We start from the raw sequence: 23,311 nt of genomic DNA on the forward strand, positions 1-23,311 counted from the left end.
TATTTGACTTTTAATGACATATTTGTTATTATCTATTGTGAAAGATGTCGAATAATGTATAAGGGAGGAACTCAAATGAAATCAACAGGAGTAGTAAGAAGAGTAGATGAATTAGGAAGAATAGTTATTCCTATAGAATTAAGAAGGACTTTGGATATCGCTGAAAAAGATGCCCTTGAAATATACGTAGATGGTGAGCAAATAATATTAAAAAAGTATGAGCCAGCTTGTATATTCTGCGGTGACGCTAGAGATGTTATCAATTATAAGGGTAAAAATATCTGCAAGCACTGTCTTGAAGAATTAAAAAACGGTAAATAGTCTATTAACCAATTTACAGCACTGGCATACACATGCCAGTGTTTTAATATTACTAAATTTTATGCCTAAAAAACTAAACGGGAAAGTATTTCATTAAGAAATTCTTTCCCGTTTTATTTATCATGTTTTTTAACAAATTATGTTCTTAATTATCTAACCCTTCTTGCACCTGCAAAATCACTCCTGTTAAGTGGAGAGATTTTTATAACATCACCAGTTCTAGGTGAGTGAATATAACAACCATTTCCTATGTACATTCCTACATGATGTACAGGGCTTCCAAAGAATACCAAATCTCCTGGTTGCAAATCCGATGATGACACTGGAGTACCATATCGTGATTGGTCACCGCTGCTTCTAGGTAAATTTACTCCGAAATGTGCATAAACATATTTCATAAAACCTGAGCAATCAAAACCAGTAGACGGTGAAGTTCCTCCCCAATGATAAGGAGTTCCTCTAAATGTCATAGCATATTGTACAACAGCATCTGTGGAATAACTAGCATTTCCTGGATCAGAAGAAGGTATATTTATGCTTCCTCTTGAATATGTTTTTCTTGTAGGTGTTGTCTTAGCTACTGTAACTCTTGCCGCAGCTGCTTTAGCTTTGGCTGCTGCATTTTCTTTAGCCTTTATTTTGCTATCAATTGACATAATCAATGATACATATTTATCGACTTTCTTATCAGAACCTTTTGCAGCTATCTCCTCTTTTTTAATAAGCTTATTCTGTTCAGTTCTAGTATCTTTCATTTCAGCCATTTTAGTTTCATTAGCTTGTTTAACTTTTATTAACGCAGCTTCCTCTTTATCTAACTGCTGCTTCTTACTCTGTAATTCTGCCTTGGCCTGCTTATGTTCCTGTATAAGATTCTTGTCAAAAGCAGCAATCTTGCTTACAGCTTCAACCCTTGTCAAAAGATCAGAAAAACTTTTACTGCTAAGTATTACTGACAGATATCCAGTACTTCCATTTTCATAGGCAGCACTCAATCTCTCATCCAAAAGTTTCTGCTGCTTCTCAAGTTTTACTTGTTCAGTATTAATAAAATTTTGAACCTTCTCAATACTATTCTCATATTTCTTTATATCAACTTTATTTTTATTAACTTCCTTCAATAATTCTTCTATTTTTCCGTCCATCATTTCGATTGAACTTTCTAACTTGTCGATTTTAGATTGGTGTTTTTTATAGGATTTCATATACTTTTGTTTCTCTTGTATAGCCTTCGCTTTTTGACTTTTAAGCTCTCCCATAGACACAGCCATTGTGTTTGTTCCTAATGAAATCGTTAACCCAACAGCTAACAAAACCGCAAATATTTTCTTATTCAAACCATCCCACTCCATAGTCCTAAGTATAGAGCAGTTCCACCCCCTCGTATATTTACTTTCACCAACTGCTCGTCCACTAAAAACGAATATGTATTGATGAATATATTAATAGTATAACACTTTTTCCATTAAACTCACAACTTTAATCATATACATTTCATAATTTGTTAAAACTTTTTTGGATATTTTATAAAATTTATCATTTTTTTTGGACTTTTGTTATTAATATTAAGATATTATTAATAGTTTATCAAGTACTTTAGTATTAACTATTAATATTAAGGTCATTTTTCTGGAAAAAATGGCCTTAATACATGCTTTTTAATGCCTATTAATGCGTTTTTTATTACTTTTTACAATGCAAGTGAACTATAAATATGCTTGATACGTATACTATAAGTCTATAGAATAATTATATATTTCTGACTTCTTCATATTTCTATCTTTTGCTACCATTTTTACTGCTTCTTTTTTGCTGAAGCCTTCTCCAATGTATTTTTTTATATGATCCTCTATACTTATATCATTCCATACACTTCTTGCTTCGCTAAGAATTTCTTCTTTACTTTTTCCTTCAAGTACTAAAACATATTCCCCTTTCGGTGAATTTTCATCATAATACTTTATAATCTCATCCAAGCTTCCTCTCATAATTTCCTCGTGCAGCTTTGTAAGTTCTCTGCATATCGATATATTCCTATTTCCGAAACCTTTTCTTAGAAATGTCAACGTTTCTAAAAGCCTATGTGGAGCTTCATAGAAAATTATCGTTTCTATTCTGCTGGTTAAATTAGCTGTGATCTCTTCCTTGCTTTTATTATCTCTTGGTATAAAACCATAGAATATAAACTTAGAAGTGTCCAATCCCGAGTACACTAAAGCTGTAGTTATAGCTGTAGCCCCTGGAAGCACCTCAAAAGCTATATCATTATCTATGCATTTCCTAACAAGTGTACTTCCAGGATCAGAAATTCCTGGAGTTCCAGCATCAGTTATTACTGCAATATTTTCACCAGCACGTAGTCTTTCAATAATTTCATTACTTTTTGTATTTTCATTAAATTTATGATAACTGATTAATGTTTTTTTTATTTTGTAATGATTCAACAGCTTTAATGATTGCCTTGTATCCTCTGCTGCAATAGTATCAACGTTCTCTAAAACTTCTAATGCCCTTAGAGTTATATCCTTCAAATTCCCTATCGGAGTTGGTACTAAGTACAATTTCCCGTATTCCATTTTATATTTTCCTTCCATATATCGAATCTATTTCTTCGCTGTAGCCTCCAGTATCTTTATAGATGTATAGCGGTTTTTCCCAGCGTAGAAATTTACCGCCATAATTTTGTGCCTCTATAAGCATAATATTAGGAGGTTTCTTTGTATTAGGATGCACTGGTCTTATAACTTTAGGCTCTATTTTATACTTCCTCATCGCACAAATAATATCAGCTATTCTTTCCGGCCTATGTACCATGTATAGCCTTCCGTTATCTTTTAGTACAGCCTTAGCTGCTGCTATTACATCGTCAATATTACAACATATTTCATGACGTGCGATGGCTTCACTATCCTCTTCATTGATTATCCCTGAATTACATAGCTTGTAAGGAGGATTTACTGTTACTACATCCACCTTCTCAATTTTTTTTAGTTTATCCGTATCCTTAAGGTCCATTTCAATGAATTGTATTTTTTCCTGAAGCTTGTTATATATTGCACTCCTGTTAGCCATTTCAACCATTTCTTTTTGAATTTCTATTCCATAAACAATTTCTGGCTTCATTTTACCACATATTATAAATGGCACAATTCCAGTACCCGAACACAAATCTAATACTTTCATATCTTTTTTTACTCTTGCAAAATTAGCTAATAAAACAGCATCCACTCCAAATCTAAATGAATGCTTTTTCTGTATCAGATATATGCCATTTAATTGTAAATCGTCTAAAGTCTCATCATCTCTAATAAGTTTCTCCATGAATCCCTCTCATTTCAATATTAATTATCACTCATTTGAATTTATACTTTAGTACTACATCTTCACCGGCCTTAACATCCTCACCTATATTCAACTCTATAAAGCATATATTATCCATATTCGTTATTAGTACCGGAGTAATAAATGAACAATTTCTTTCTTTTATGTATTCTCTATCAAACCTCAATATAGCGTCACCAGCTTTTACCTTCTTACCTTCTTCCACAAGTCTATGAAAGCCTTCTCCACATAGACACACGGTATCCAGTCCTACATGAACCAACACCTCTACTTTGTTATCTAAAAGCAGTCCAAAAGCGTGATTTGTTTTAAATATTAAGGTAATTTCTCCATCAGCAGGAGCAACTACAGTATCTCCAGTTGCTTCTATAGCTATACCATCTCCGGCCATCTTCTCAGCAAAGATATCATCAGGAATTTTGGTCAAATCCACAACTTTGCCATCGATAGGCGCAAGCAATTTATAACTTCTTCTTATAAAGTCAAGCATAACGCTCCTCCTACATTATTCATTAACGCTATTATAATCAACAGTGTATCTATTGTCAATTTAGCAGTTTAAAACAAGTTAATAGGCAAATTCAGCTTGAAAATTAGGTATTTTGAGTTATACTATTATTGGCAATCTATTTTTAGCATAACCCAGCATATACAATTAATTATGCTGTTGAAATCTATTTATATTTATAGACTATATGAAAGGATGATACATAAACATGGCAAAATTACTTATTCGGGATTTATTCAGAAACGAAAAAGATTATATTGATAAATCCATAACTATTTCCGGTTGGATCAGAACCATTAGAAGTTCAAATGCTTTTGGTTTTATAGAAGTAAATGACGGAAGCTTTTTTAAGAACCTTCAAATAGTGTTTGATGCAAACTTAGACAATTTTAAAGAAATATGCAAACTGCATATAAGTTCTTCTATAACAGTAACTGGTACTTTAATAGCCACTCCCGATGCAAAGCAGCCTTTTGAAATTCATGCCACTTCATTGGTGGTTGAAGGGCACTCTTCCTCAGATTATCCGCTTCAGAAGAAGAGACACAGTTTTGAGTTTCTAAGGGAAATTGCTCATTTGAGACCTAGAAGTAACACATTTTCTGCTGTATTTAGAGTTCGTTCCATTGCCGCTTTTGCGATACACAAATTTTTTCAAGAACGAAATTTTGTGTATACAAATACACCTTTAATAACTGGAAGTGACTGTGAAGGTGCCGGAGAAATGTTTAGAGTCACAACTTTGGATTTGGAGAATCTTCCAAAAGACAAATCCGGTAAGGTTGATTATTCCAAAGACTTCTTTGGAAAAGAAACAAGTCTTACTGTTAGTGGGCAGTTAGCTGCTGAAGCATATGCTCTTGCTTTTAGAAACGTTTATACCTTCGGTCCAACTTTCAGAGCTGAAAATTCTAACACAACTCGTCATGCTTCAGAGTTCTGGATGATAGAACCAGAAATGGCGTTTGCAGACCTTAATTATGATATGGAAGTTGCAGAAGAAATGATTAAATATATTATAAAGTATGTTATGGACAACGCACCTGAAGAGATAGATTTTTTCAATAAATTCATAGATAAAGGACTTCTAGATAGATTAAATAATGTTGTAAACTCAGAATTTGCAAAAATAAGTTATACAGAAGCTGTTGATATCTTAAAGAAAGCTCCAAAAGAATTCTCTTATCCAGTAGAATGGGGCTGCGATCTACAAACAGAGCATGAAAGATACATTACAGAAGAAGTGTATAATAAGCCCGTATTTGTTAAAGATTATCCAAAAGATATAAAGGCTTTCTATATGCGAATGAATGATGATAATAAAACTGTGGCTGCCGCCGATTTACTTGTACCAGGAGTTGGTGAGATTATAGGTGGAAGCCAAAGAGAAGAGAGACTTGATGTACTTGAGGCACGTATGAAGGAACTTGGCCTTAATAAAGAAGATTACTGGTGGTACTTAGAGCTTAGAAAATATGGCGGTACCAAACATGCTGGTTTCGGTTTAGGTTTTGAAAGAATTATCATGTACATAACAGGTATGTCTAATATAAGAGACGTAATACCTTTCCCAAGAACACCAAACAACGCAGAGTTTTAATAAGAGAAAAGAGTAAAGAGAAGGTAGAAATTCAACTGTGCTGAATTTTAAGGAATTAAATTTTTAGAAATTTCGTTTACCGAAATTTCTTCCTTCACTTTACTCTCTACTCTTTTCTCTTTACTCTTCTTTAGCTGTGCTGAATTTTGTCCTTATCTTTTATTAATAGCTATCCATACCTCTTGACGGTTCTCTTGCATATAACATTCAATAACCGGAAGATCAGCCAATTCATATCCTGAATTAGGCAGCCATTCAGTATAAAATTGTTTATATATCTTCTGTGTTGCATTTGGCAATTCTCCATTTCATTTCTAACACTTGAAGGCAGTACTCCATGAAAATTTTTAAATGCCCTCGTAAATGAATCTTGAGATTCATATCCATATTTTAAGGAAATATCAATTATTCTTTCTGTACCATTCAGCAAATCAAAAGCCGCCATGGTTAAACGCCTGTTTCTTATATATTCAGACAAAGGCTTGTCAGCTATATATGAAAACATTCTTTGAAAATTATAAACAGAACATCCAGCAATTTTAGAAATAGCTTCATAGGATATTTCGTGCCGCATTATGCAGCTTCACTATTTATGGCAAACTTATAGTATATCCTTATTTAATGCACTACCTGCTGCAGTTGTTAATATACTACTACTAATAATAATTACAATTATATCAATATAAAGGAGTATTCTATGTATAATAACCAATTTTCCTGTTATTCCTACTATAATCAATCTGATTTTTCCCTCTTCAATATAAGATATAGCGATACTGAACAAAAATTTGCTGGGTTTAGCGGTGTAGTTACAAGGATTGAAGACTTTTACGCAATTCAAGATGATGCATCAGCAGGCTGCTATAAATTAATGGCGTTAGAAAACATAGACATGGGACAGGTGAATTTTGTAATATCCCCAGGTACTTACTTCGTAGACCATCAAATGATAGAAGTAGGAGATGAGATAACTGGATTCTACGATGCAAATGCACCTGCCATTCTTATTTATCCTCCTCAATATCCTGCAATTGTTATAGCAAAAAATTCAGTATATCGAAATGTTACTGTAGATTATTTTAATAATCAACTTGTAAGCAGTGATGGAAATTTGAAACTAAATATAGCCCCCTCTACTAAGCTAATTCTGACAAATGATCAGCCTTTTAACAGATATCCTGGAAAAAGAAATCTAATTGTTGTCTATGGTCCTACTACTAAAAGTATACCCGCGCAAACTAGTCCATATAAAATCATTGTTCTATGCTAAATTAAGATATATTACAAAGAGGATTCAGCACGAACTGAATCCTCTCCATCTCTTTACTCTTCTTTTAGTTGTCATAATCAAGGACAACTATTTTTCCACTTTCTTCACTTTTTTGAACATCTATTATCCGCTGGTTGTATGAACCTCTAAATTTTATTGCCATACTTTGCTTTTCTTGAATAAAAGGTCCGTCAACTAAAACGTCTATATATTTAAGAAGCTCTGCCCATCCAATCCTTCTATCTTTATTTTCAATAATATATTCAAAAGTATAACCGGTATAACACCAAATATTGAGTCCAATATCATGTATATTCTTAGCTAAATAAGCAAATTTATCTGCCTGCTCAAATGGATCACCGCCAGAAAACGTAATTCCTCTAAGCATAGGATTATCCTGTATATCTCTGAGTATATCATCCATATCGTAACTTATACCACCATTAAAACTGTGAGTATCCTGATTAAAACATCCTTCGCAATCGTGAATACAGCCTTGGGCGAAAAGTACCCGCCTTATACCAGGTCCATTCACTAAACTTTCATATGCAATTCCTGCTAATCTAACGGCATTACTTTTGCCCAAAACTACCACCTGCTTAAATCAATTTTATTCATAGGTATGCTTTCTGCTGCTGTGAGATATTCTATCCTTTCTCTCTGCAACTTTACCAGCACCAAATCTCTCATCAAGACTTAAATATCCTGTAACTCTTGATACTCCTTGTATGTTGTAGCTTCCGCACTTAGTACATTTAGTATCTCCACTATGCAGATAGGTTCCGCAATCTTTGCAATATCTTATATGAAAATTAATACCTATATAACTTATATTCGTGTTTTTATATGCATAATTAAGTATACTCATTATATCTTCACCATTAGGAGTATCGTCTAGTTCGATATAACTAATATGACCTGCATTACACAACTTATGATATGGAGCTTCTGTCTCTATCTTATCCTTTATTGATATAGCAAAACCAACAGGTATATGATAACTATTTGTATAGTATTCCTTATCTGTAACTCCTGGAATTATACCGAATATTTTTTTATCCTGTACTATGAATTTTCCACTTAATCCTTCAGCTGGTGTAGCATATGTACTCCAATTAAGTCTATCTTGTTGAGTAATTTTATCGGTGTATTCTCTTATATGAGTAATTATTCTTAAACCAAGTTCCTTAGCTTCAATACTTTCACCGTGATGTTTACCTATGAGTGCTGTCAGTGTTTCAGCCAGACCTATAAAACCGATTCCCCAAGTTCCCTGCTTAAGTATTGGCTCAATAGAATCATCTGGTTTAAGTCCTTCTGATCCCTTCATAAGACCTTGCCCTGCTACAAATGGTAAATCTTTTACCCTTAGTTTTTTGAGGACATCGTATCGATGAAGCAGTGCCTCTCTCGTAAGTGCTAATCTGCTATCTAAAAGTTCAAAAAATTTATCTATATCACCTTTAGCTAATATTCCTATCCTCGGAAGATTAATTGTTGAAGGAGCAATATTCCCTCTTCCTTTTGTTCCAGGCTCACCATTTATATTTGAAATAACATAAGTTCTGCAGCCCATAGTAGCTGGAATTATTCCTTGATCATAATATTTTTTGTTAAAATCAGCATCCATATTCATAAAAGTTGGGTTCATACGTTTAGCTGCTACTCTACAAGCCAACTCATACAGATAGTAATATGGATCTTCCTTTTCACGATTTAAACCTGCTTTTACTCTAAATATTATATTGGGGAATATAGGTTGCTCACCTTTTCCAAGCCCTTTTTCATATTGCAGTAAGAATATTTCACAAACAAGTGCTGCATCCTTTGAATGCGGTATTCCTATATTTACAGAACTGAACGGTACTTGTGAACCGGCTCTTGAATGCATTGTATTCAAATTATAAACTATTCCCTGCATGGCTTGCGATATAGTCTTTCTAAGTTTCTTTTCCACCATAGACTCTATCAGATTCTTTGGAACTCCAAGCTCCTCAATTTCTGCTCTTATTTCCTGTCTTGTCGGCTCAACAAAAGCAGCCATATCATTATCAAAATCAGGATGTGACTGACCGCCAAACATATCATTTTGAGTGGATTGAAGTAAAATACATGAAAGTTCTGCGGCTGACTCTATTCTTTTGGGTTTATTTATCGTTCCATAACCCGTATTAAATCCTCTTTCAAGAATCTCCCTAGTAGGTATATGTAGACAATTAGTAGTTAAATTATAACTATCTAAGTCATGATAATATATGTCTCCATTTTCATGAAGTTTTGCAAGGTGCTTAGGCATTGTTGAAAGATTATGCCATTTGTTAGATTCACTTGCTATTCTAAGCAATTTAGAACTAAAATTATTACCTACGTTAGCATTATCTCTATCTGTTTCCACACCTATTTTGGTTATTGCTTTCATTAAATCAGATTTGATTTCTCTTATTGTCGTTCTTTCTTTTCGATAATTTGAGTAAGCTACTCCTATTTGTTTATAATCGTTTTCTTTTAAAACTTCTTCTACAATATTTTGTATACTTTCTACACTAATTTTATCCTCGGTTTTTTCTTCAATAACTCTTATTGCCTTTTGTGTAAGTTCTACAGCTTCACTTTCTTTGATATCCTCGCCTATTTCTTCAGCTGCCCCTTTTATGGCATCAGTAATTTTCACTGAATTAAAGCTTGTTTCTCTTCCATCTCTCTTTACAACATATAGCATATACTAGCCTCCTAAAGCACAATATATTGTAAATGTATTATACTCTGATAATAAAAATTAAGCAATTTTATATTTGATTAATAATTTTTACTAAGCACATATAGGTCAAAAATACTCTTTTTTATTCCTTTTTTTATTAGCATCTACACGTTGACAATTCATTATGTTTAACAATGTTATAAAATATGCTATAATTATTAAATCAATGTCTGTATTTGAAGGGAGTCTTATATGAATAAAAGATGGTTTCTATCAACTTTACTAGTGTGCTCTATTTTTTTATCTAGTTGTAATGGTTCTTCTACTAAAAATACTGTAAAAAAAAGTTCAGATAAGCCTAAAAGTTCAATTGTAAGCAAGGAAGTCATCAAAAAAGATACAAAGAAAAAAGCCCCTATATATAGGTCTGTATATACTGGATTAAAAATATCGAAAAAGCAATATAAAAATATACCGTTTATGGCTGTCATAGAAAATTCAAGAGCAGCCAGGCCTCAGGCTGGACTTTCCAAAGCAGATATAGTCTTCGAAACTATGGCTGAAGGCGGAGTTCCTAGATTTATGGCATTGTTTTATTCCAATTCACCTAAAGTCATAGGACCTGTTAGAAGCGCAAGGCCTTACTTTTTAACTCTTTCTGTTGAATTTAACCTTCCTTTCGCCCATTGTGGCGGAAGCAGCGAAGCTTTAAATAGAATAAAAACTGATAGTACTATAATGAGTATGAATCAATATGCCTATGGTAACTATTACTGGAGAGATCCTTCAAGATATGCTCCTCATAATCTATATACTTCAGCTGCTAAACTAAGGAAATTGATAAGAGTAAAAAATTATGTACATAAACCTAAATCAAGCCTAAAATTTAGTACTACTTATTGGAATTCAAACAAAACAAACATAAAGAACATAAACATGAGGTTCAATTCCTATTATTCAACATCGTATAAATATAAGAATGGATTATATTATAAGTATATGGATGGTATTGCTTCAATGGATAAACTGTACAATAAACCATTAGCTTTTAAAAACATAATTATTCAGATTACAGATATAAGCACAAGAAAAGATACTAGACTTAATATAAAACAAACTGGAAACGGAAAAGGCTATGTACTTAGTCAGGGCAAACTGATAAAAATAAACTGGAAGAAGTCGAGTGAAAAATCACCTACTATTATTACTGATAAAAATGGAAGTGTTATCAAACTTTCACGAGGAAACACTTGGTGGCATATTCTAGATAGCTCCTGCAAACTTAGCTTTAAATAATTTCATTAATTAGGCAAAGGAAGCTGGTGAAATGGATAAATCAAATTTACATAGAGACGGAATAAAGGAAGAAGAAAGAAAGTTATATTTAGAATATAAAAAGAAATTAAAAGAACTTAGAAAAGTGAAGAAGGAAAATGAATCTGTTGGTCAAGTCTTCACAAAAGGTCTTTTACCTTTGTATGTACTTTTTATACTTAATCTAGGTCCTTCCAACGGAAATGACATTGCAAATAAGGTTGGAAAGAGAACTGACGGCCTTTGGCTGCCAAGTACTGGTGGAATCTATCCGATACTTAAGCGTTTTGAAAAGGCTGGTTTAGTTGAAGGTAAATGGGATGATCCAGAAAAAAAACTTCAGAAAATTTATTCTCTTACCGAGCTTGGAATTGAGGAATATGAACATAAAAAAAAATTATTAAAATGTAAGATAGAGGAGTCTCTTTCTGTCTTCAAAATTGTTTATAACGATCTATATAAAAAAGGGTAAGAAGTGACTCCCGTCGGCTGCAAAATGCCTCCTCCAACCACTTCCTACCCTGTGTCGGCTAGCTCCGCTGAATTCCCACCTTCACTTTACTCTCTACTCTTTACTATATCCTTAATTATAGGTGTGTACTTTTGGATGTTGACCATATATTGTTCAACAGTCCCATTTTCCATATTCTCAGTGAGGTCTAGGTCTACTGGCAGTTCCATAATCAAATTGAGGTTAAAATATTTCGCATGCTCTTCAGCTGAAGTTTTACTGAATATTCTTATCTTCTCGCCGCAGGAACACGTCACATAAGACATATTTTCAACTACCCCAAGTAATGGTATATTCAACTTTTCTGCCATTACCACTACCTTGTTTACTATCATAGACACCATATTCTGAGGCGTCGATACAATCACCATTGAACTAACTGGAAAACTCTGCATTACTGTTAATGCTACATCACCTGTACCTGGAGGCATATCTATAAGCAAGTAATCAAGCTCTCCCCACATAGTATCACCAAACATCTGATTTAGAACCCCATTTATCACTGGTCCTCTCCATATAACAGGCTGATCCTCAACCTCTGTAAGGAAGTTAAGAGACATCACTTTTATACCAAGAGAAGTTTCAATAGGTTCAAATTTAACCTGATCCTTTGCATCTGCCTGCAGAATTGGTGCTCTTTTCTTATTTGCGCCAAAAAATCTAGGCATAGATGGACCTGTTATATCTGCATCTAAAACTCCAACCTTATAACCTGCTTTTCTCAATTCTATTGCCATTAATCCAGTAACAGTAGATTTTCCTACTCCACCTTTTCCACTTATAACTCCAATAATATTTTTAATTTTCCCATATTTCGGAGTAAGCTTTGAACAGCTTTTCTCTCCGCCGCAATTATTCTTACTTGGGCAACTATCACATTTACTACTCATTTTTTCCTCCTTGTTGTATAATTACTTTTAAAATCCCGTCATAACTTTATCTGAGATTTGAATTGTCCATTCCCCATTTTCATATACATCGTTCACATAATACTTTTTTTCACTGTGTTCCTTTTTATTATCAACAAGCAATATAGCTTTATACAGGGATGGCTTATAGCCTTGTGTTTTTAATGTAACAACGACATCAAAATCGGTTCTGTTATTATCTACAAGAACCGCTTCTGGCATAACATTGCTCAGCTTATTTTTAAACGAATCTATATCTATAGATAACAAATATTTTTGCATTTCCACATCCTGAGAAATATCTATACCAATGGCCTTATTTTTCTTATTTACTACATTACCATAATCCTTAAAAAACTTAAGTATAGTACCATAATATACTTTTTCAAATTCCGTAGGTTTTCTAGTATTCCATAAGTTTTTTATGATATCAATATCTAGCCTTCTGGAAACAATATATATCTTCTTACCATCTTCACTAAATAGATTTCCTGCATCATGCTTATCAAGTCCAGCAATATAATCAAACTTATATACTTTATCTCCCTTATGTATTTCAAAAGTATAATCAGCCTTAAGAGACGATTTTCTATCAACCTTCTTTGCAGATGATAATATACTATAAAGCTCTTTAATAGCACTCTTATCTGTTACAACAAACCTAAAACCTAAATCTCTCGTACTTTGTATAACTATCTTGTTTGCCATATTGTTCTTTATATATTCAAAATCAGCATTTTTCATTCCTAACTTTACTTGAAGCTTATCAATTCTGTTACATCCTGAAAAAAGTAAAGTCATAATAAGCAGCATAACAAATGGTATCCTGTAAATAGTCTTCTTTATATTAATTATCGGCAAAACTAGATCTCCTTTCGAAATAATTGTTCTATTCACTCTTCTGAGGATATAAAAATAATATTATTCCAAATATAAAAGTAAATATGCAAATAAATTGTGAAGTAGATAAAACTCCAACACTACCCCTAGGGTCGTTTCTGAGGAACTCAATTAGAAATCTTCCTATGCTATATAATACGATATAGGCTGAAAAAATACTTCCTTTCTTTCTAGGTTTTCTTCCGTAATACAGTAGGAAAATAGCCAGTGCGAAATCAAATATAGAAGAATATATCTGAGTCGGAATAAGATTCACGTCGTTTGGAGCAAATTGTGACTTTGTAAATTTTACACCTATTCTTAATTGAGTCTCTCTACCATAACAACACCCAGCCAGAAAACATCCTATACGGCCAAAACCCTGTGCTAAAGGAACAGATGGTGTAATAAGATCAATAACTTTAAGCGTGTCCCATTTCTTATTTCTGCAATATAAGTAAACTGCCACAGCCCCTAAAATAATTCCACCTATAACCACAAAACCAGAGCCGAGATTAAGCAATTCTTTAGGGTTTTTTATAAAATAGTTTATTTCAACAATTACATACAATAGCTTACTTCCAATTACACCACATATAACAGCTATAAAGGCCATATTGAATATCTTATCATCATCATAGCCCTTCTTCTTTGCTCTATAATTAAGAAGAAGCATAGCAGCAATAATTCCTATAGCTATCATTGTTCCATATCCTTGAATTTTCAAAGGTCCTATATCAAATAACACGGGTCTCATTGCAAAATCTCCTTTTTCTACTGCCTCTTAGTTTTTTTATTATATTATTTATCTGTAAACAAATTAGAGAAGCCTAAGCTTCTCATTATGCACAGATTAATTATAATACTAATGCTTGTGTTAAGCAATGTATGTTTTATACCTTATTAAAAGTATTAGTAATGGATTCAAATACTACAGGCAAATTAGCCTTATATTCTTCCTGGGGTACAAAAAAGCATATTCTGAAAAACTCATTATTTTCTTCTATATAATATTCCCAGGCTTTATAGATTTCTCCTGACTGATTTTTCATATTATAAGTAACTAGGTATGTTTCAAAGTTTTTTATTTTTGTCTTCTTTATTTTATAATTTAACACACTTCCAGGCTTATAGCTGCTGCTTTTACTGTTTTCAAGAAATTTTTTTAATGGTGTTTTCAATTTCCATACCTCTGCAAAGCCGTGAAGTTTCAAATCATCTGAGACAAAATTGTTGTGATACACTATCTCTGAACTATCAAATGATTCCTCATTAGTGTTCCAATTGTTAGGAAGCTTATATTGATATTTTTTACCTACAGTATAGTATTCTGTTAACTGACTTATTCCATTTTGCATAAAGGCAGTACTCTTAAGCTTGCTATTGAATGTTAGCTGAGCACTTAATATAATAAGTATTACTCCCAAAATTATTGAAACATAGCTTATTAGTCTTCTATTTAATATAATTATTTTCATACTATTATTGTACTGGTATAACTATAGTAGAATTTCTAAAATCATAAAACATAAGCCAATATCCTAATTTATCAAAAGCTTCCCTATTTACATCATCAATCGCCCATGTAACAAATCCTGATCTGCCGGCATAGGGTTGATCATTAATAGTTTTAAATCCTGGTATTCCATATACTAAATATTTAACATTTCCAAACATATCATGTTTATAGCCAAGAAGAAAATGCCCATACTTTTTTATATATGGATAATAACTTATCATTGGATAATATACTACAGTGTACTTATTATAGTCAGATGCATCACACATATCTTCAAGACTCTTAACATTTACTCTATACCAGTCACATCTTTTTATATCTTCACATATCGGATTAACCTTTTTAAAATCTTTTGCTATATCATCAAAGAATTTTTCTAATGTTCCCTTGGTTACAGTAACTTTAGGTTTATTCTTATCACCTCTATCAAATTCTGCTGTTTTTTTATCATCCTCTTCTATTTCAACATTAGCAGTATCTTGTTTTTCATGAGCATCTTTTTCGGCATTTTCTATTACTTTCTTATCTTCTTTTGACTCACTCTCAACTTGTTTATATTTATCCTCTGCTAACTTTTGACTATTTTTGGGCTCCTCTATTATTTCTTCAGAGTTCCTTATATCTTCTCTTGCAATAACTTCTGCCTCTGCTTTGCTATCTTTTTCCTTATTATCCTCCTCTGCTGCATTTATTTCTGGCGTTTTATTATCTATATTTTCCTGTTCTGAATTCTCAACTATTTTTTGTTCTGAAGAATTAGTCTCAACATTTTTATTATTATCATCTATTTGATCTGCCTTGCCTTTATCTGAAACATCTTTCTGGGTAGTATCTATATTTTTTTCGTATTCGTCAAAAATATTAGCAGGCTTCTCTTCGCTTATAGTTGGTGTTTTTACAGGCTTTTCCTGTAAACTTGGTTTCGTCCCTTCTGCATCTAACGATTTAAAGCTTTTCCAATCTCTTGGTGCATCATTAGTTATGAAACCACTCATTATAGAATGCATGTCCTTGTTATTGCTATGTTTAACAACTGCTGCGCCGGTTACCATCTCAATAGGTATTGAAGTATCAGCAATATTGGCTGCGTTATACTCATAACTCACCTCAGCCCTTCCATATTCGTCTACAGTCATATTACCTAGATTAACAAGTTTCCTCATTTCTTTCTTACTGCATATAAGCACCATTTGATAAGGCTCTAATTCTTTTTTTAAATTTTGTACATAGTAGGTAATTTTACACTTATCATTCTTTGTCTCTAACTTTGTATATCCAGAAGGTAACTTATCCGAAGCCAGCGAATAACCATTTTCATCCTGCTGCAATATTATAAAATATCTGCTATAGGATTTTTTTTGTGCCACCTTAATATCCCTCCATTGCATTTATTACAGAAAAATCACATAACTGATTTTATAAATATAAGACGAAGTAAATGCTCTAGACTAAATAGTTAAAAGAAAGTGCATTAAATAGGTATGAGAGAAAAGAGTAGAGTGAAGGTTAAAATTCAGACATGCTGAATTTTGATTGTATAGATAATCCTAATTATTTAATTATGCTTTTGAAATATTAGATATTCTCTTAATTTTTAGAAAGTTATCTGCAGATAATGAGATTTAAATTCTCAGAAATTCTGCATAGCAGAATTTCTTCCTTCACTTTTCTCTCTACTCTTTACTCTTTTCTCTTACCTATTTAAAGCATGCACTAACTACTAAACATTATCTTCATTTAATTCACTTTCTTACTTCGCAATATATTTATTATGCGATTCTTTCATTTAGTTTAATATATGAGATACTACTCAAAAAAATGAACATGATATACAATTAATTGTGCTTACAGTAAAAATTGGTTTAACATTTTATGTACCACTTCTATTGTCTTTTTCTCTTATGCTAATCATTCACTTTTCTTGCTATTTCATCTGAAAGTGCTGCAAATTCTTCAATTGATAAAGTTTCTGCTCTTCTTCGGCTATCTATTCCGCAGTTTTCTAAAGCTGAAAGGATTATATCCTGAGGATACTTCAAATTTTTAAGGGAATTTGAAAGAGTCTTTCTTCTCATGGAAAAAGCACTTTTAATGACCTCAAAAAATAGTTTTTCGTCTACAACGTTCACTGCTGGTTTTTCCAATATCTCAAGCTTTATTACAGAAGATTCCACTTTAGGCTGTGGAACAAAACACGCAGGGCTAACCTTGCGTATTATTTCAGTCTTACAATAATACTTCACGAGGAGTGAAAGTGCGCCATAATCTTTTCCGCCTGCAGATGCATTCATCCTCTCAGCCACTTCTTTTTGGATCATTATAGTTATGGATTTAAAAGGATATTTTTCTTTTAAAAGTTTAACTACTATAGGAGTTGTAACATAGTAGGGTAAATTTGCAACAAGTTTTACGCTCTTTTCATCCTTAATGATTTCATTAAAATCTATCTTTAATGCATCATCATTTATCAGTGTAAAATTTGGAAACTCTTTAAGTTCCTCCTTTAGAATCGGTATAAGTGTATTGTCTATCTCTACTGCACAAACTGCTTTTGCCTTTTCAAGAAGTTCTCTCGTAAGTGCACCGACTCCTGGCCCGATCTCAATTACAAAATCATCTTTATCTACACTGGCACCTGATACTATATCCTCCAAAACAGACTCATCGGTTAGAAAATTCTGGCCTAAACTTTTAGTAAATCTAAATCCATACTTCTTAACTATATCCTGTGTCCTATTATAATTCATATAAGTTGCTCCTCTAAATTTCATAAATTAAATTTCATTGATAGCATTTGAAAATTCTTCTTCTGTTATGCCATAATTATTAAGTCTAGATAAAAATTGAACTGAATTTCCATATCCTATTCCAAGCTTTTTACCTAATCTTTCTCGCCTTTTGCCTGAATCTGGATAACCGGTCAACTTAAAGAAAAACATGTCTTCCATTGTGAATCTTATAGATACTTTTTCAATTTCGCATCTTGCTTTATTAAGAGCTTCTATAATTACCTCAGGTGATGCATTTTCCACACCTACATCCCCATCTTTTGTTCCGTCTTTTCTATCTATATATGCATGCTTTATACCTTTCACCCTTTTAGAAATTATGCTTCTTATTTTCTCCCCAGCATAATCTGGATCAGTTAACACTATAACTCCTTTTCTATTTTGTGCCTCTCGTATTCTTTGGATAACTTTTGCATTTATTCCAAATCCGCCTACAGCAATCACTTCAGCTTCTATAGCTCTCTTCACTGCAGATACGTCATCTCTTCCTTCAACAACTATAACTTCATGTATCATAACAAATTCCTCCAAAATGTTCCTACTCAATTCTTCATATGCCTTATTAAATTTTAACCATTATGTTACCATTTATCAAGAATAATAATTCCATTAGGCTTTATACTTTGTTTCAGCACATAGAAAAAGCATTGAGAATATCACATTCTCAATGCTTTTTCTTACTTCATCACATATAATTCAATGTACTTAACACCCCAGTTAATAGCTTCTCCGTAGCTGTTAAAGAACAAATCTATTCTATTCCCTTTTATTGCTCCACCTACATCTTCAGCAATGGCAAAGCCATAGCCTTTTACAAAAACTTTTGTACCAAGTGGTATAATTCTAGGATCCACAGCTATAGTACTATAGCCTTTAACATTTCTTTTAGCTACCGTTCCACAAGCGGTTATGCCATAACCTTTATCACCTGGAGTTTTGCCAGTACATTCATAACAGGCACTGTATGCCGTAGCTCTTACATGAAATACTCTTGTGTACGTCAACTGACTTCCACCTCTAGAAGCCAAATAATAGCAGTTTTTACTTCCTTTCAAAATAACCTTATTTTTTGATTTTTTTAATATTTTATTGGAACTTACTCTGCTAGAAACAAGTTTTCCATCTTCATAAACCTGTTTTACTGTTATCTGCTTCCTTCCATTATGTCCTTTTCTTAGTATCTTCATAAAATTTGAAGGAAGCTGTGCATCCTTTTTAACTATAGTTGAGTACTCTATTTTTTTTACTTGTCTCACTGTTTTTTTTGTAACTCTTTTTATCTGTATCTTTTCTCCTTTTTTTATCAGAGTATCTAACGAAGGAGCAACCTTATCACTCTTATTTATAGTTATACCTTCATCTAAAAGCATATCCCCGATATTATCTTGTGATGTAAGTATTTTTCTTGTACTGCCATCTACTGTCAAATATACATTTACCGCTTTTTTAATTACGATTTTTTGCCCGTCCCTAATCTTACTCTTAAGTGCCGGATATATTCTGTCTTTAGGGCCAATTTTTATATTATTCTTTTCAAGTGAACTCCTTAAATTAGAAGAATAAGTCACTATACTTTTTTGATGATCGTTGATAGATACTATCAGTGTTTTCTTCATACTTAAAAGTACAATGTAGCATAGTAAAATCATAATCAGTACTAGAAAGATTGAATTTTTGTGAGAAAGTCTTTTTACCATCATTCTTTTTAATCTTTCCATAATTACCCTCCTAAAAATAAAACTGTTTAATGCATCTATCTGCATATGCATATAAAACTATGAAATATTAATGATTGCATTTTATTACAGTTCTATCTATATATAGGAATATATGGATTGACAAAACATAAAATGGCACCATAGCCTCAGTATTTTGCATACTACTGCGCTATTATGATTTATTACCATTTTGCGGTAAATTATACATTATACTATAAATATATTTCAAAAATGTATTTTTATTACTGCTAATTATATAATGAAGAATGAGGAATGAAGGTAAAAATTCAGCTGTGCTGAATTTTAATTATATAGCATCCTTCACTTTTCTCTCTACTCTTCTCTCATTCTTAATTATAAATTAAGCATTCTTTTTACATTACTTATTGTAGCTCTACTAACTTCTTCCGGAGTAATACATTTTATTGAGGCAATCTGTTCTATTATGTATTTTATATAATCAGATTGATTTCTTTTTCCTCTGTTGGGTACAGGCGCCATATATGGACAATCTGTTTCAACTAAAAGTCTCTCAAGCGGTACCATTTTAACAACATCGATAATCTTTTTAGCATTTTTAAAGGTTACCACTCCAGTTACTCCTAAATAATACCCTTCTTTGAGACATAATTCAGCAAACTCCACACTTCCCGAAAAGCAGTGTACTACCCCGTTAACTTCTGGAAATTGTCTTATTATCTCCAGCGTATCTTGATGAGCATCTCTATCATGTATAATTACTGGAAGTCTGAGGTCTTTTGCTAATTGCATATGCCTAATAAATGTTTGCTTTTGTATTTCTCTAGGTGGATTTTCTTCATAATAATAATCTAAGCCTATCTCACCGATAGCTTTTACCTTATTAAATGAAGTTAAACTGCGAATTTCTTCCATACCTTTATCATCAGCTTCATATGCAGTTTCTGGATGAATCCCAACTGCTGCATATATAAAATCATATCTTTTAGCAAGTTCTATTGTTTTCTTTGAGCTTGCAACGGAAGATCCACAATTTAATATTCCAATAACTTTATTACTTTTTATTTCATCAATAATCTTGCTCCTGTCTTCATCAAAAGATTCGTCATCATAATGTGCATGTGAATCAAATATATCATATTGCATAATATCACTCCTATCTTTTTGAATTATAATTCATAGGTTACAGTTTGTAAAATAAATAAAGTGCGAACCAAATTCTCAGAACGTATTAATAAAGAGAAAGTGCATTTAACAGATATGAGAGTAAAGAGTAAAGAGTAAAGAGATAAGTGAAGGTTAAAATTCAGCCATGCTGAATTTTGATTGTATAGATAATCTCAATTATTTTGATAATCCTTTTGTATTACTAGATATAGTCTTAGTTTTTAAAAAGTTATCTTCGATAATCAGATTTAAATTCTTAGAAATTCTGCGCAGCAGAATTTCTTCCTTCACTTTTCTCTCTTCTCTTTACTCTTTTCTCTTAATATGGTTCGTCTTATACTTACAAGTCCATAGTATATTTTCCCTATTATTAAAACATACTATTATTGGATAATCTTATTATATGGAAGAAGGTGAATGCCTGATTAGTTTTTAATAGTCAGGATTTATTAATGGAAGGAATCGTTAAATGGTTTAATGCACAAAAAGGATATGGTTTTATAACATCGGATGAAGGAAAAGATATATTTGTCCACTTTTCAAGTATTCTATCTGATGGTTACAAATCATTAGAAGAAGGGGATAGAGTTAAATTTGATTTAACTGCTACTCAAAAGGGTGAACAGGCTGCAAATGTATGTATATTCAAGTAAAAACTAATTAAATTACAAAGTAAACCAATTAAGAATGTCGAATAAAAAAGGAAATATTGTGGCACTACGGAGATTTATCCGTTCATTAAGCACTTGTAACACAAATTTCCTAGTTAGGGCAAACTAGGAATGGAGATAAAATCATATATACTAGAATTTCATCCACAGTTTCCATTCGGCATTCCTAATTTATTAACAAGACTATAAAGTTCTAAAAACCATTTTCATTATAATGTATTCATTTACTTCGCAAATAATCGATTTTGTCATAGAATTATTCTTTTATTCCGTTCTTGATTTTTAACTTCTTTTATGCTATAAATTATCTGGTAACATATTATTGGGTGGCATCGTAAGAGCTGCACCATTTTATTTTGTGTCAATTTTTAATACTGCTCATATCTTTACGAATGAGACATATTTCATTACAGGTACACTTCCGTTGGAGGTGATACCCATAAAAATTGGATTCATAGGTGCCGGAAAAGTTGGATTTTCCGTTGGTAAACTTTTCAAAATTAATAGCTTAGATTTATCAGGCTATTACAGTAGAAACTTCCATTCTGCCGAAGCTGCTGCTGAATTTACTAATTCAAGTGCATTTTATGACATAGAAGCCCTTATAAAATGTTCTGATATTATTTTTATTACTGTACCTGATGATGAAATATACAAAACATATCTTAATATTAAGCAATTTGATTTAAGCAACAAAATTTTATGCCACACAAGTGGTAGTCTTTCTTCTCAAATCTTTTCAGACATAGATAAAATGAATGCTTTTTCTTATTCAATTCACCCTATTTTTCCTGTTTCAAATAAATACGAAAGCTATAAATATTTAAAAGACTCGCTTTTTACAATTGAAGGCAGTAAGGAACGTTTGGACTATATAATAGAATTATTTAGGAGCATAAACCTTAATATAATTCCAATAACGTCTACAGACAAAAGCCTTTATCATCTTGCTTCAGTGACAGTAAGCAATTTGTTTCTTGCTCTGTTAAAAAGAAGCTGCGATTATTTATCAGTATATGGTTTCAGTGAAAAAGAAGCTATTTCAATGCTATATCCACTTATTACCAGCAATGTTAATTCAGCATTAGAAAACGGCATTGATAATTCTCTTACAGGTCCGGTGCAGCGAAATGATATAGAAACTATAAAGCATCACTTAGAGCATATGCCCGCCGAACATGTAGACACATACTGTGATTTAAGCAAGGAACTTATATCTATAGCTAAGCGTAAAAATTCTGAAATTGATTATTCTTATATGGAAAAATTATTAGGAGGAATGTGAAAATGAAAAATACTGTACTTACCTTTAAAGAGGCAAAAGAACAAGGAACTAAAATAACTATGCTTACTGCTTATGATTATTCTATGGCAAAAATCGTTGATGAAGCTGGTATAAACAGTATATTAGTCGGGGATTCTTTAGGAATGGTATGCCTAGGATATAAAGATACTCTGAGTGTAACTATGGAGGATATGCTTCACCATACAAAAGCAGTTACAAGAGGTGCAAAAAATGCACTTGTCGTTGCAGATATGCCATTTATGTCCTATCAGACTTCAGTCTATGATGCTGTTGTAAATGCTGGACGGCTTATAAAAGAGGGTGGTGCTGCAGCCGTTAAGCTTGAGGGAGGAAGTTCCGTTGCTGAACAAATAAAAGCTATTGTTTCAGCTTCTATTCCTGTTGTTGGGCATCTTGGTCTTACCCCTCAATCAGTAAATTCCTTTGGCGGCTTTAAGGTTCAGGGAAAAACTCAAGAGGCCGCACAAAAGTTAACTGAAGATGCCAAAATTATAGAGGAAGCTGGTGCTTTTGCTGTAGTTTTAGAATGTGTTCCTGCTGAGCTAGCTAAAATAATAACTTCAAAATTAAGCATACCTACCATTGGAATAGGTGCGGGCAAAGGCTGCGACGGTCAGGTACTCGTATATCAGGATATGCTTGGAATGTTTTCTGATTTTAAACCTAAGTTTGTTAAGCAGTATGCTAATATAGGCGGCATCATGACTGATGCAATAAAACAATATATAGTCGAAACTAATTCAGGTGCTTTTCCTGCAAAAGAAAATGAATTTAAAATAGATCATTCTATTATTGAGAAATTATACTAGGA

Annotated in this window: 23 protein-coding genes and 1 pseudogene; 8 read left to right on the forward strand and 16 right to left on the reverse strand. The window is 32.4% G+C overall.

Annotation, left to right across the window (positions count from 1 at the left end):
- The first annotated feature begins 75 nt into the window (after positions 1-75).
- A complete protein-coding gene (locus CLORY_RS11580) occupies positions 76-321 on the forward strand; it encodes an AbrB/MazE/SpoVT family DNA-binding domain-containing protein (protein WP_079424520.1) in 246 nt (81 codons plus the stop codon).
- Between the two features lie 149 nt (positions 322-470).
- Here CLORY_RS11580 and CLORY_RS11585 read toward each other — a convergent pair whose 3' ends face one another.
- The 4 genes from CLORY_RS11585 to CLORY_RS11600 all read right to left on the reverse strand — a co-directional run bounded on the left by CLORY_RS11585 (position 471) and on the right by CLORY_RS11600 (position 4,153).
- The gene (locus CLORY_RS11585; RefSeq protein ID WP_242954403.1) at positions 471-1,658 is read right to left on the reverse strand and encodes a C40 family peptidase; all 1,188 of its coding nucleotides are present in this window, start codon (positions 1,656-1,658) and stop codon (positions 471-473) included.
- Positions 1,659-2,051: 393 nt separating this feature from the next.
- Complete coding sequence (gene rsmI, locus CLORY_RS11590; protein WP_079424636.1) at positions 2,052-2,897, reverse strand: 16S rRNA (cytidine(1402)-2'-O)-methyltransferase; 846 nt, start codon at positions 2,895-2,897, stop codon at positions 2,052-2,054.
- A gap of 1 nt (position 2,898) precedes the next feature.
- Complete coding sequence (locus CLORY_RS11595; RefSeq protein WP_079424525.1) at positions 2,899-3,642, reverse strand: tRNA1(Val) (adenine(37)-N6)-methyltransferase; 744 nt, start codon at positions 3,640-3,642, stop codon at positions 2,899-2,901.
- Positions 3,643-3,673: 31 nt separating this feature from the next.
- Entirely contained in the window at positions 3,674-4,153 is a 480-nt protein-coding gene (locus tag CLORY_RS11600) for a PTS sugar transporter subunit IIA (protein ID WP_079424527.1), read from the reverse strand.
- 226 nt (positions 4,154-4,379) lie between these two features.
- On the opposite strand from CLORY_RS11600, the gene asnS reads away from it, so the two are divergent.
- A complete protein-coding gene (gene asnS / locus CLORY_RS11605; protein WP_079424529.1) occupies positions 4,380-5,771 on the forward strand; it encodes an asparagine--tRNA ligase in 1,392 nt (463 codons plus the stop codon).
- 152 nt (positions 5,772-5,923) lie between these two features.
- Here the strand turns inward: asnS and CLORY_RS11610 are convergent.
- A pseudogene (locus CLORY_RS11610) lies at positions 5,924-6,345 on the reverse strand (AraC family transcriptional regulator).
- 123 nt (positions 6,346-6,468) lie between these two features.
- On the opposite strand from CLORY_RS11610, the gene CLORY_RS11615 reads away from it, so the two are divergent.
- Positions 6,469-7,041, forward strand: a complete 573-nt coding sequence (locus CLORY_RS11615; RefSeq protein ID WP_079424531.1) for a hypothetical protein — start codon at positions 6,469-6,471, stop codon at positions 7,039-7,041.
- Between the two features lie 64 nt (positions 7,042-7,105).
- On the opposite strand, the gene nrdG is transcribed toward CLORY_RS11615, so the two are convergent.
- Together nrdG and nrdD are read right to left on the reverse strand one after the other, a co-directional pair.
- The gene (gene nrdG, locus CLORY_RS11620; RefSeq protein ID WP_079424534.1) at positions 7,106-7,627 is read right to left on the reverse strand and encodes an anaerobic ribonucleoside-triphosphate reductase activating protein; all 522 of its coding nucleotides are present in this window, start codon (positions 7,625-7,627) and stop codon (positions 7,106-7,108) included.
- A gap of 24 nt (positions 7,628-7,651) precedes the next feature.
- A complete protein-coding gene (gene nrdD / locus CLORY_RS11625) occupies positions 7,652-9,760 on the reverse strand; it encodes an anaerobic ribonucleoside-triphosphate reductase (protein WP_079424537.1) in 2,109 nt (702 codons plus the stop codon).
- Between the two features lie 231 nt (positions 9,761-9,991).
- Between nrdD and CLORY_RS11630 the strand changes: the two genes are divergently transcribed.
- Positions 9,992-11,035, forward strand: a complete 1,044-nt coding sequence (locus CLORY_RS11630) for a DUF3048 domain-containing protein (RefSeq protein ID WP_079424539.1) — start codon at positions 9,992-9,994, stop codon at positions 11,033-11,035.
- A 31-nt stretch (positions 11,036-11,066) separates the two neighbouring features.
- On the forward strand, positions 11,067-11,525 hold the full coding sequence (locus CLORY_RS11635; RefSeq protein WP_079424541.1) for a PadR family transcriptional regulator: 459 nt from the start codon (positions 11,067-11,069) through the stop codon (positions 11,523-11,525).
- 86 nt (positions 11,526-11,611) lie between these two features.
- Here CLORY_RS11635 and CLORY_RS11640 read toward each other — a convergent pair whose 3' ends face one another.
- The 9 genes from CLORY_RS11640 to CLORY_RS11680 all read right to left on the reverse strand — a co-directional run bounded on the left by CLORY_RS11640 (position 11,612) and on the right by CLORY_RS11680 (position 20,505).
- Positions 11,612-12,454 carry an Mrp/NBP35 family ATP-binding protein gene (locus CLORY_RS11640; RefSeq protein ID WP_079424544.1) on the reverse strand — a complete coding sequence of 281 codons (843 nt, stop codon included), beginning with the start codon at positions 12,452-12,454 and terminating at the stop codon, positions 11,612-11,614.
- Positions 12,455-12,481: 27 nt separating this feature from the next.
- Positions 12,482-13,333 (reverse strand): YhfM domain-containing protein, encoded by an 852-nt coding sequence (locus tag CLORY_RS11645; protein ID WP_242954404.1) that lies wholly within the window; start codon positions 13,331-13,333, stop codon positions 12,482-12,484.
- 28 nt (positions 13,334-13,361) lie between these two features.
- Positions 13,362-14,108 (reverse strand): prolipoprotein diacylglyceryl transferase, encoded by a 747-nt coding sequence (locus CLORY_RS11650; protein WP_079424547.1) that lies wholly within the window; start codon positions 14,106-14,108, stop codon positions 13,362-13,364.
- Between the two features lie 136 nt (positions 14,109-14,244).
- Positions 14,245-14,829 carry a hypothetical protein gene (locus CLORY_RS11655; protein WP_079424549.1) on the reverse strand — a complete coding sequence of 195 codons (585 nt, stop codon included), beginning with the start codon at positions 14,827-14,829 and terminating at the stop codon, positions 14,245-14,247.
- Between the two features lie 4 nt (positions 14,830-14,833).
- The gene (locus tag CLORY_RS11660; protein ID WP_079424551.1) at positions 14,834-16,237 is read right to left on the reverse strand and encodes a hypothetical protein; all 1,404 of its coding nucleotides are present in this window, start codon (positions 16,235-16,237) and stop codon (positions 14,834-14,836) included.
- A gap of 537 nt (positions 16,238-16,774) precedes the next feature.
- Positions 16,775-17,617 carry a 16S rRNA (adenine(1518)-N(6)/adenine(1519)-N(6))-dimethyltransferase RsmA gene (gene rsmA / locus CLORY_RS11665; protein WP_079424553.1) on the reverse strand — a complete coding sequence of 281 codons (843 nt, stop codon included), beginning with the start codon at positions 17,615-17,617 and terminating at the stop codon, positions 16,775-16,777.
- A 27-nt stretch (positions 17,618-17,644) separates the two neighbouring features.
- A complete protein-coding gene (gene rnmV / locus CLORY_RS11670) occupies positions 17,645-18,175 on the reverse strand; it encodes a ribonuclease M5 (protein WP_079424556.1) in 531 nt (176 codons plus the stop codon).
- Positions 18,176-18,336: 161 nt separating this feature from the next.
- Positions 18,337-19,377: a 3D domain-containing protein gene (locus tag CLORY_RS11675; protein ID WP_169911603.1), complete on the reverse strand. Its 1,041-nt coding sequence runs from the start codon at positions 19,375-19,377 to the stop codon at positions 18,337-18,339.
- Between the two features lie 354 nt (positions 19,378-19,731).
- Complete coding sequence (locus CLORY_RS11680) at positions 19,732-20,505, reverse strand: TatD family hydrolase (protein ID WP_207652203.1); 774 nt, start codon at positions 20,503-20,505, stop codon at positions 19,732-19,734.
- 470 nt (positions 20,506-20,975) lie between these two features.
- Between CLORY_RS11680 and CLORY_RS11685 the strand changes: the two genes are divergently transcribed.
- The 3 genes from CLORY_RS11685 (at position 20,976) to panB (ending at position 23,309) form a co-directional block, all read left to right on the forward strand.
- The gene (locus tag CLORY_RS11685) at positions 20,976-21,176 is read left to right on the forward strand and encodes a cold-shock protein (RefSeq protein ID WP_079424562.1); all 201 of its coding nucleotides are present in this window, start codon (positions 20,976-20,978) and stop codon (positions 21,174-21,176) included.
- A 340-nt stretch (positions 21,177-21,516) separates the two neighbouring features.
- Complete coding sequence (locus CLORY_RS11690) at positions 21,517-22,479, forward strand: Rossmann-like and DUF2520 domain-containing protein (protein ID WP_139376024.1); 963 nt, start codon at positions 21,517-21,519, stop codon at positions 22,477-22,479.
- 2 nt (positions 22,480-22,481) lie between these two features.
- Positions 22,482-23,309, forward strand: a complete 828-nt coding sequence (gene panB, locus CLORY_RS11695) for a 3-methyl-2-oxobutanoate hydroxymethyltransferase (protein ID WP_079424566.1) — start codon at positions 22,482-22,484, stop codon at positions 23,307-23,309.
- The last annotated feature ends 2 nt before the right edge of the window (positions 23,310-23,311 follow it).

The sequence above is a fragment of the Clostridium oryzae genome (genome assembly GCF_002029235.1).
In the GTDB taxonomy this organism is placed as follows: Bacteria; Bacillota; Clostridia; order Clostridiales; family Clostridiaceae; genus Clostridium_AE; species Clostridium_AE oryzae.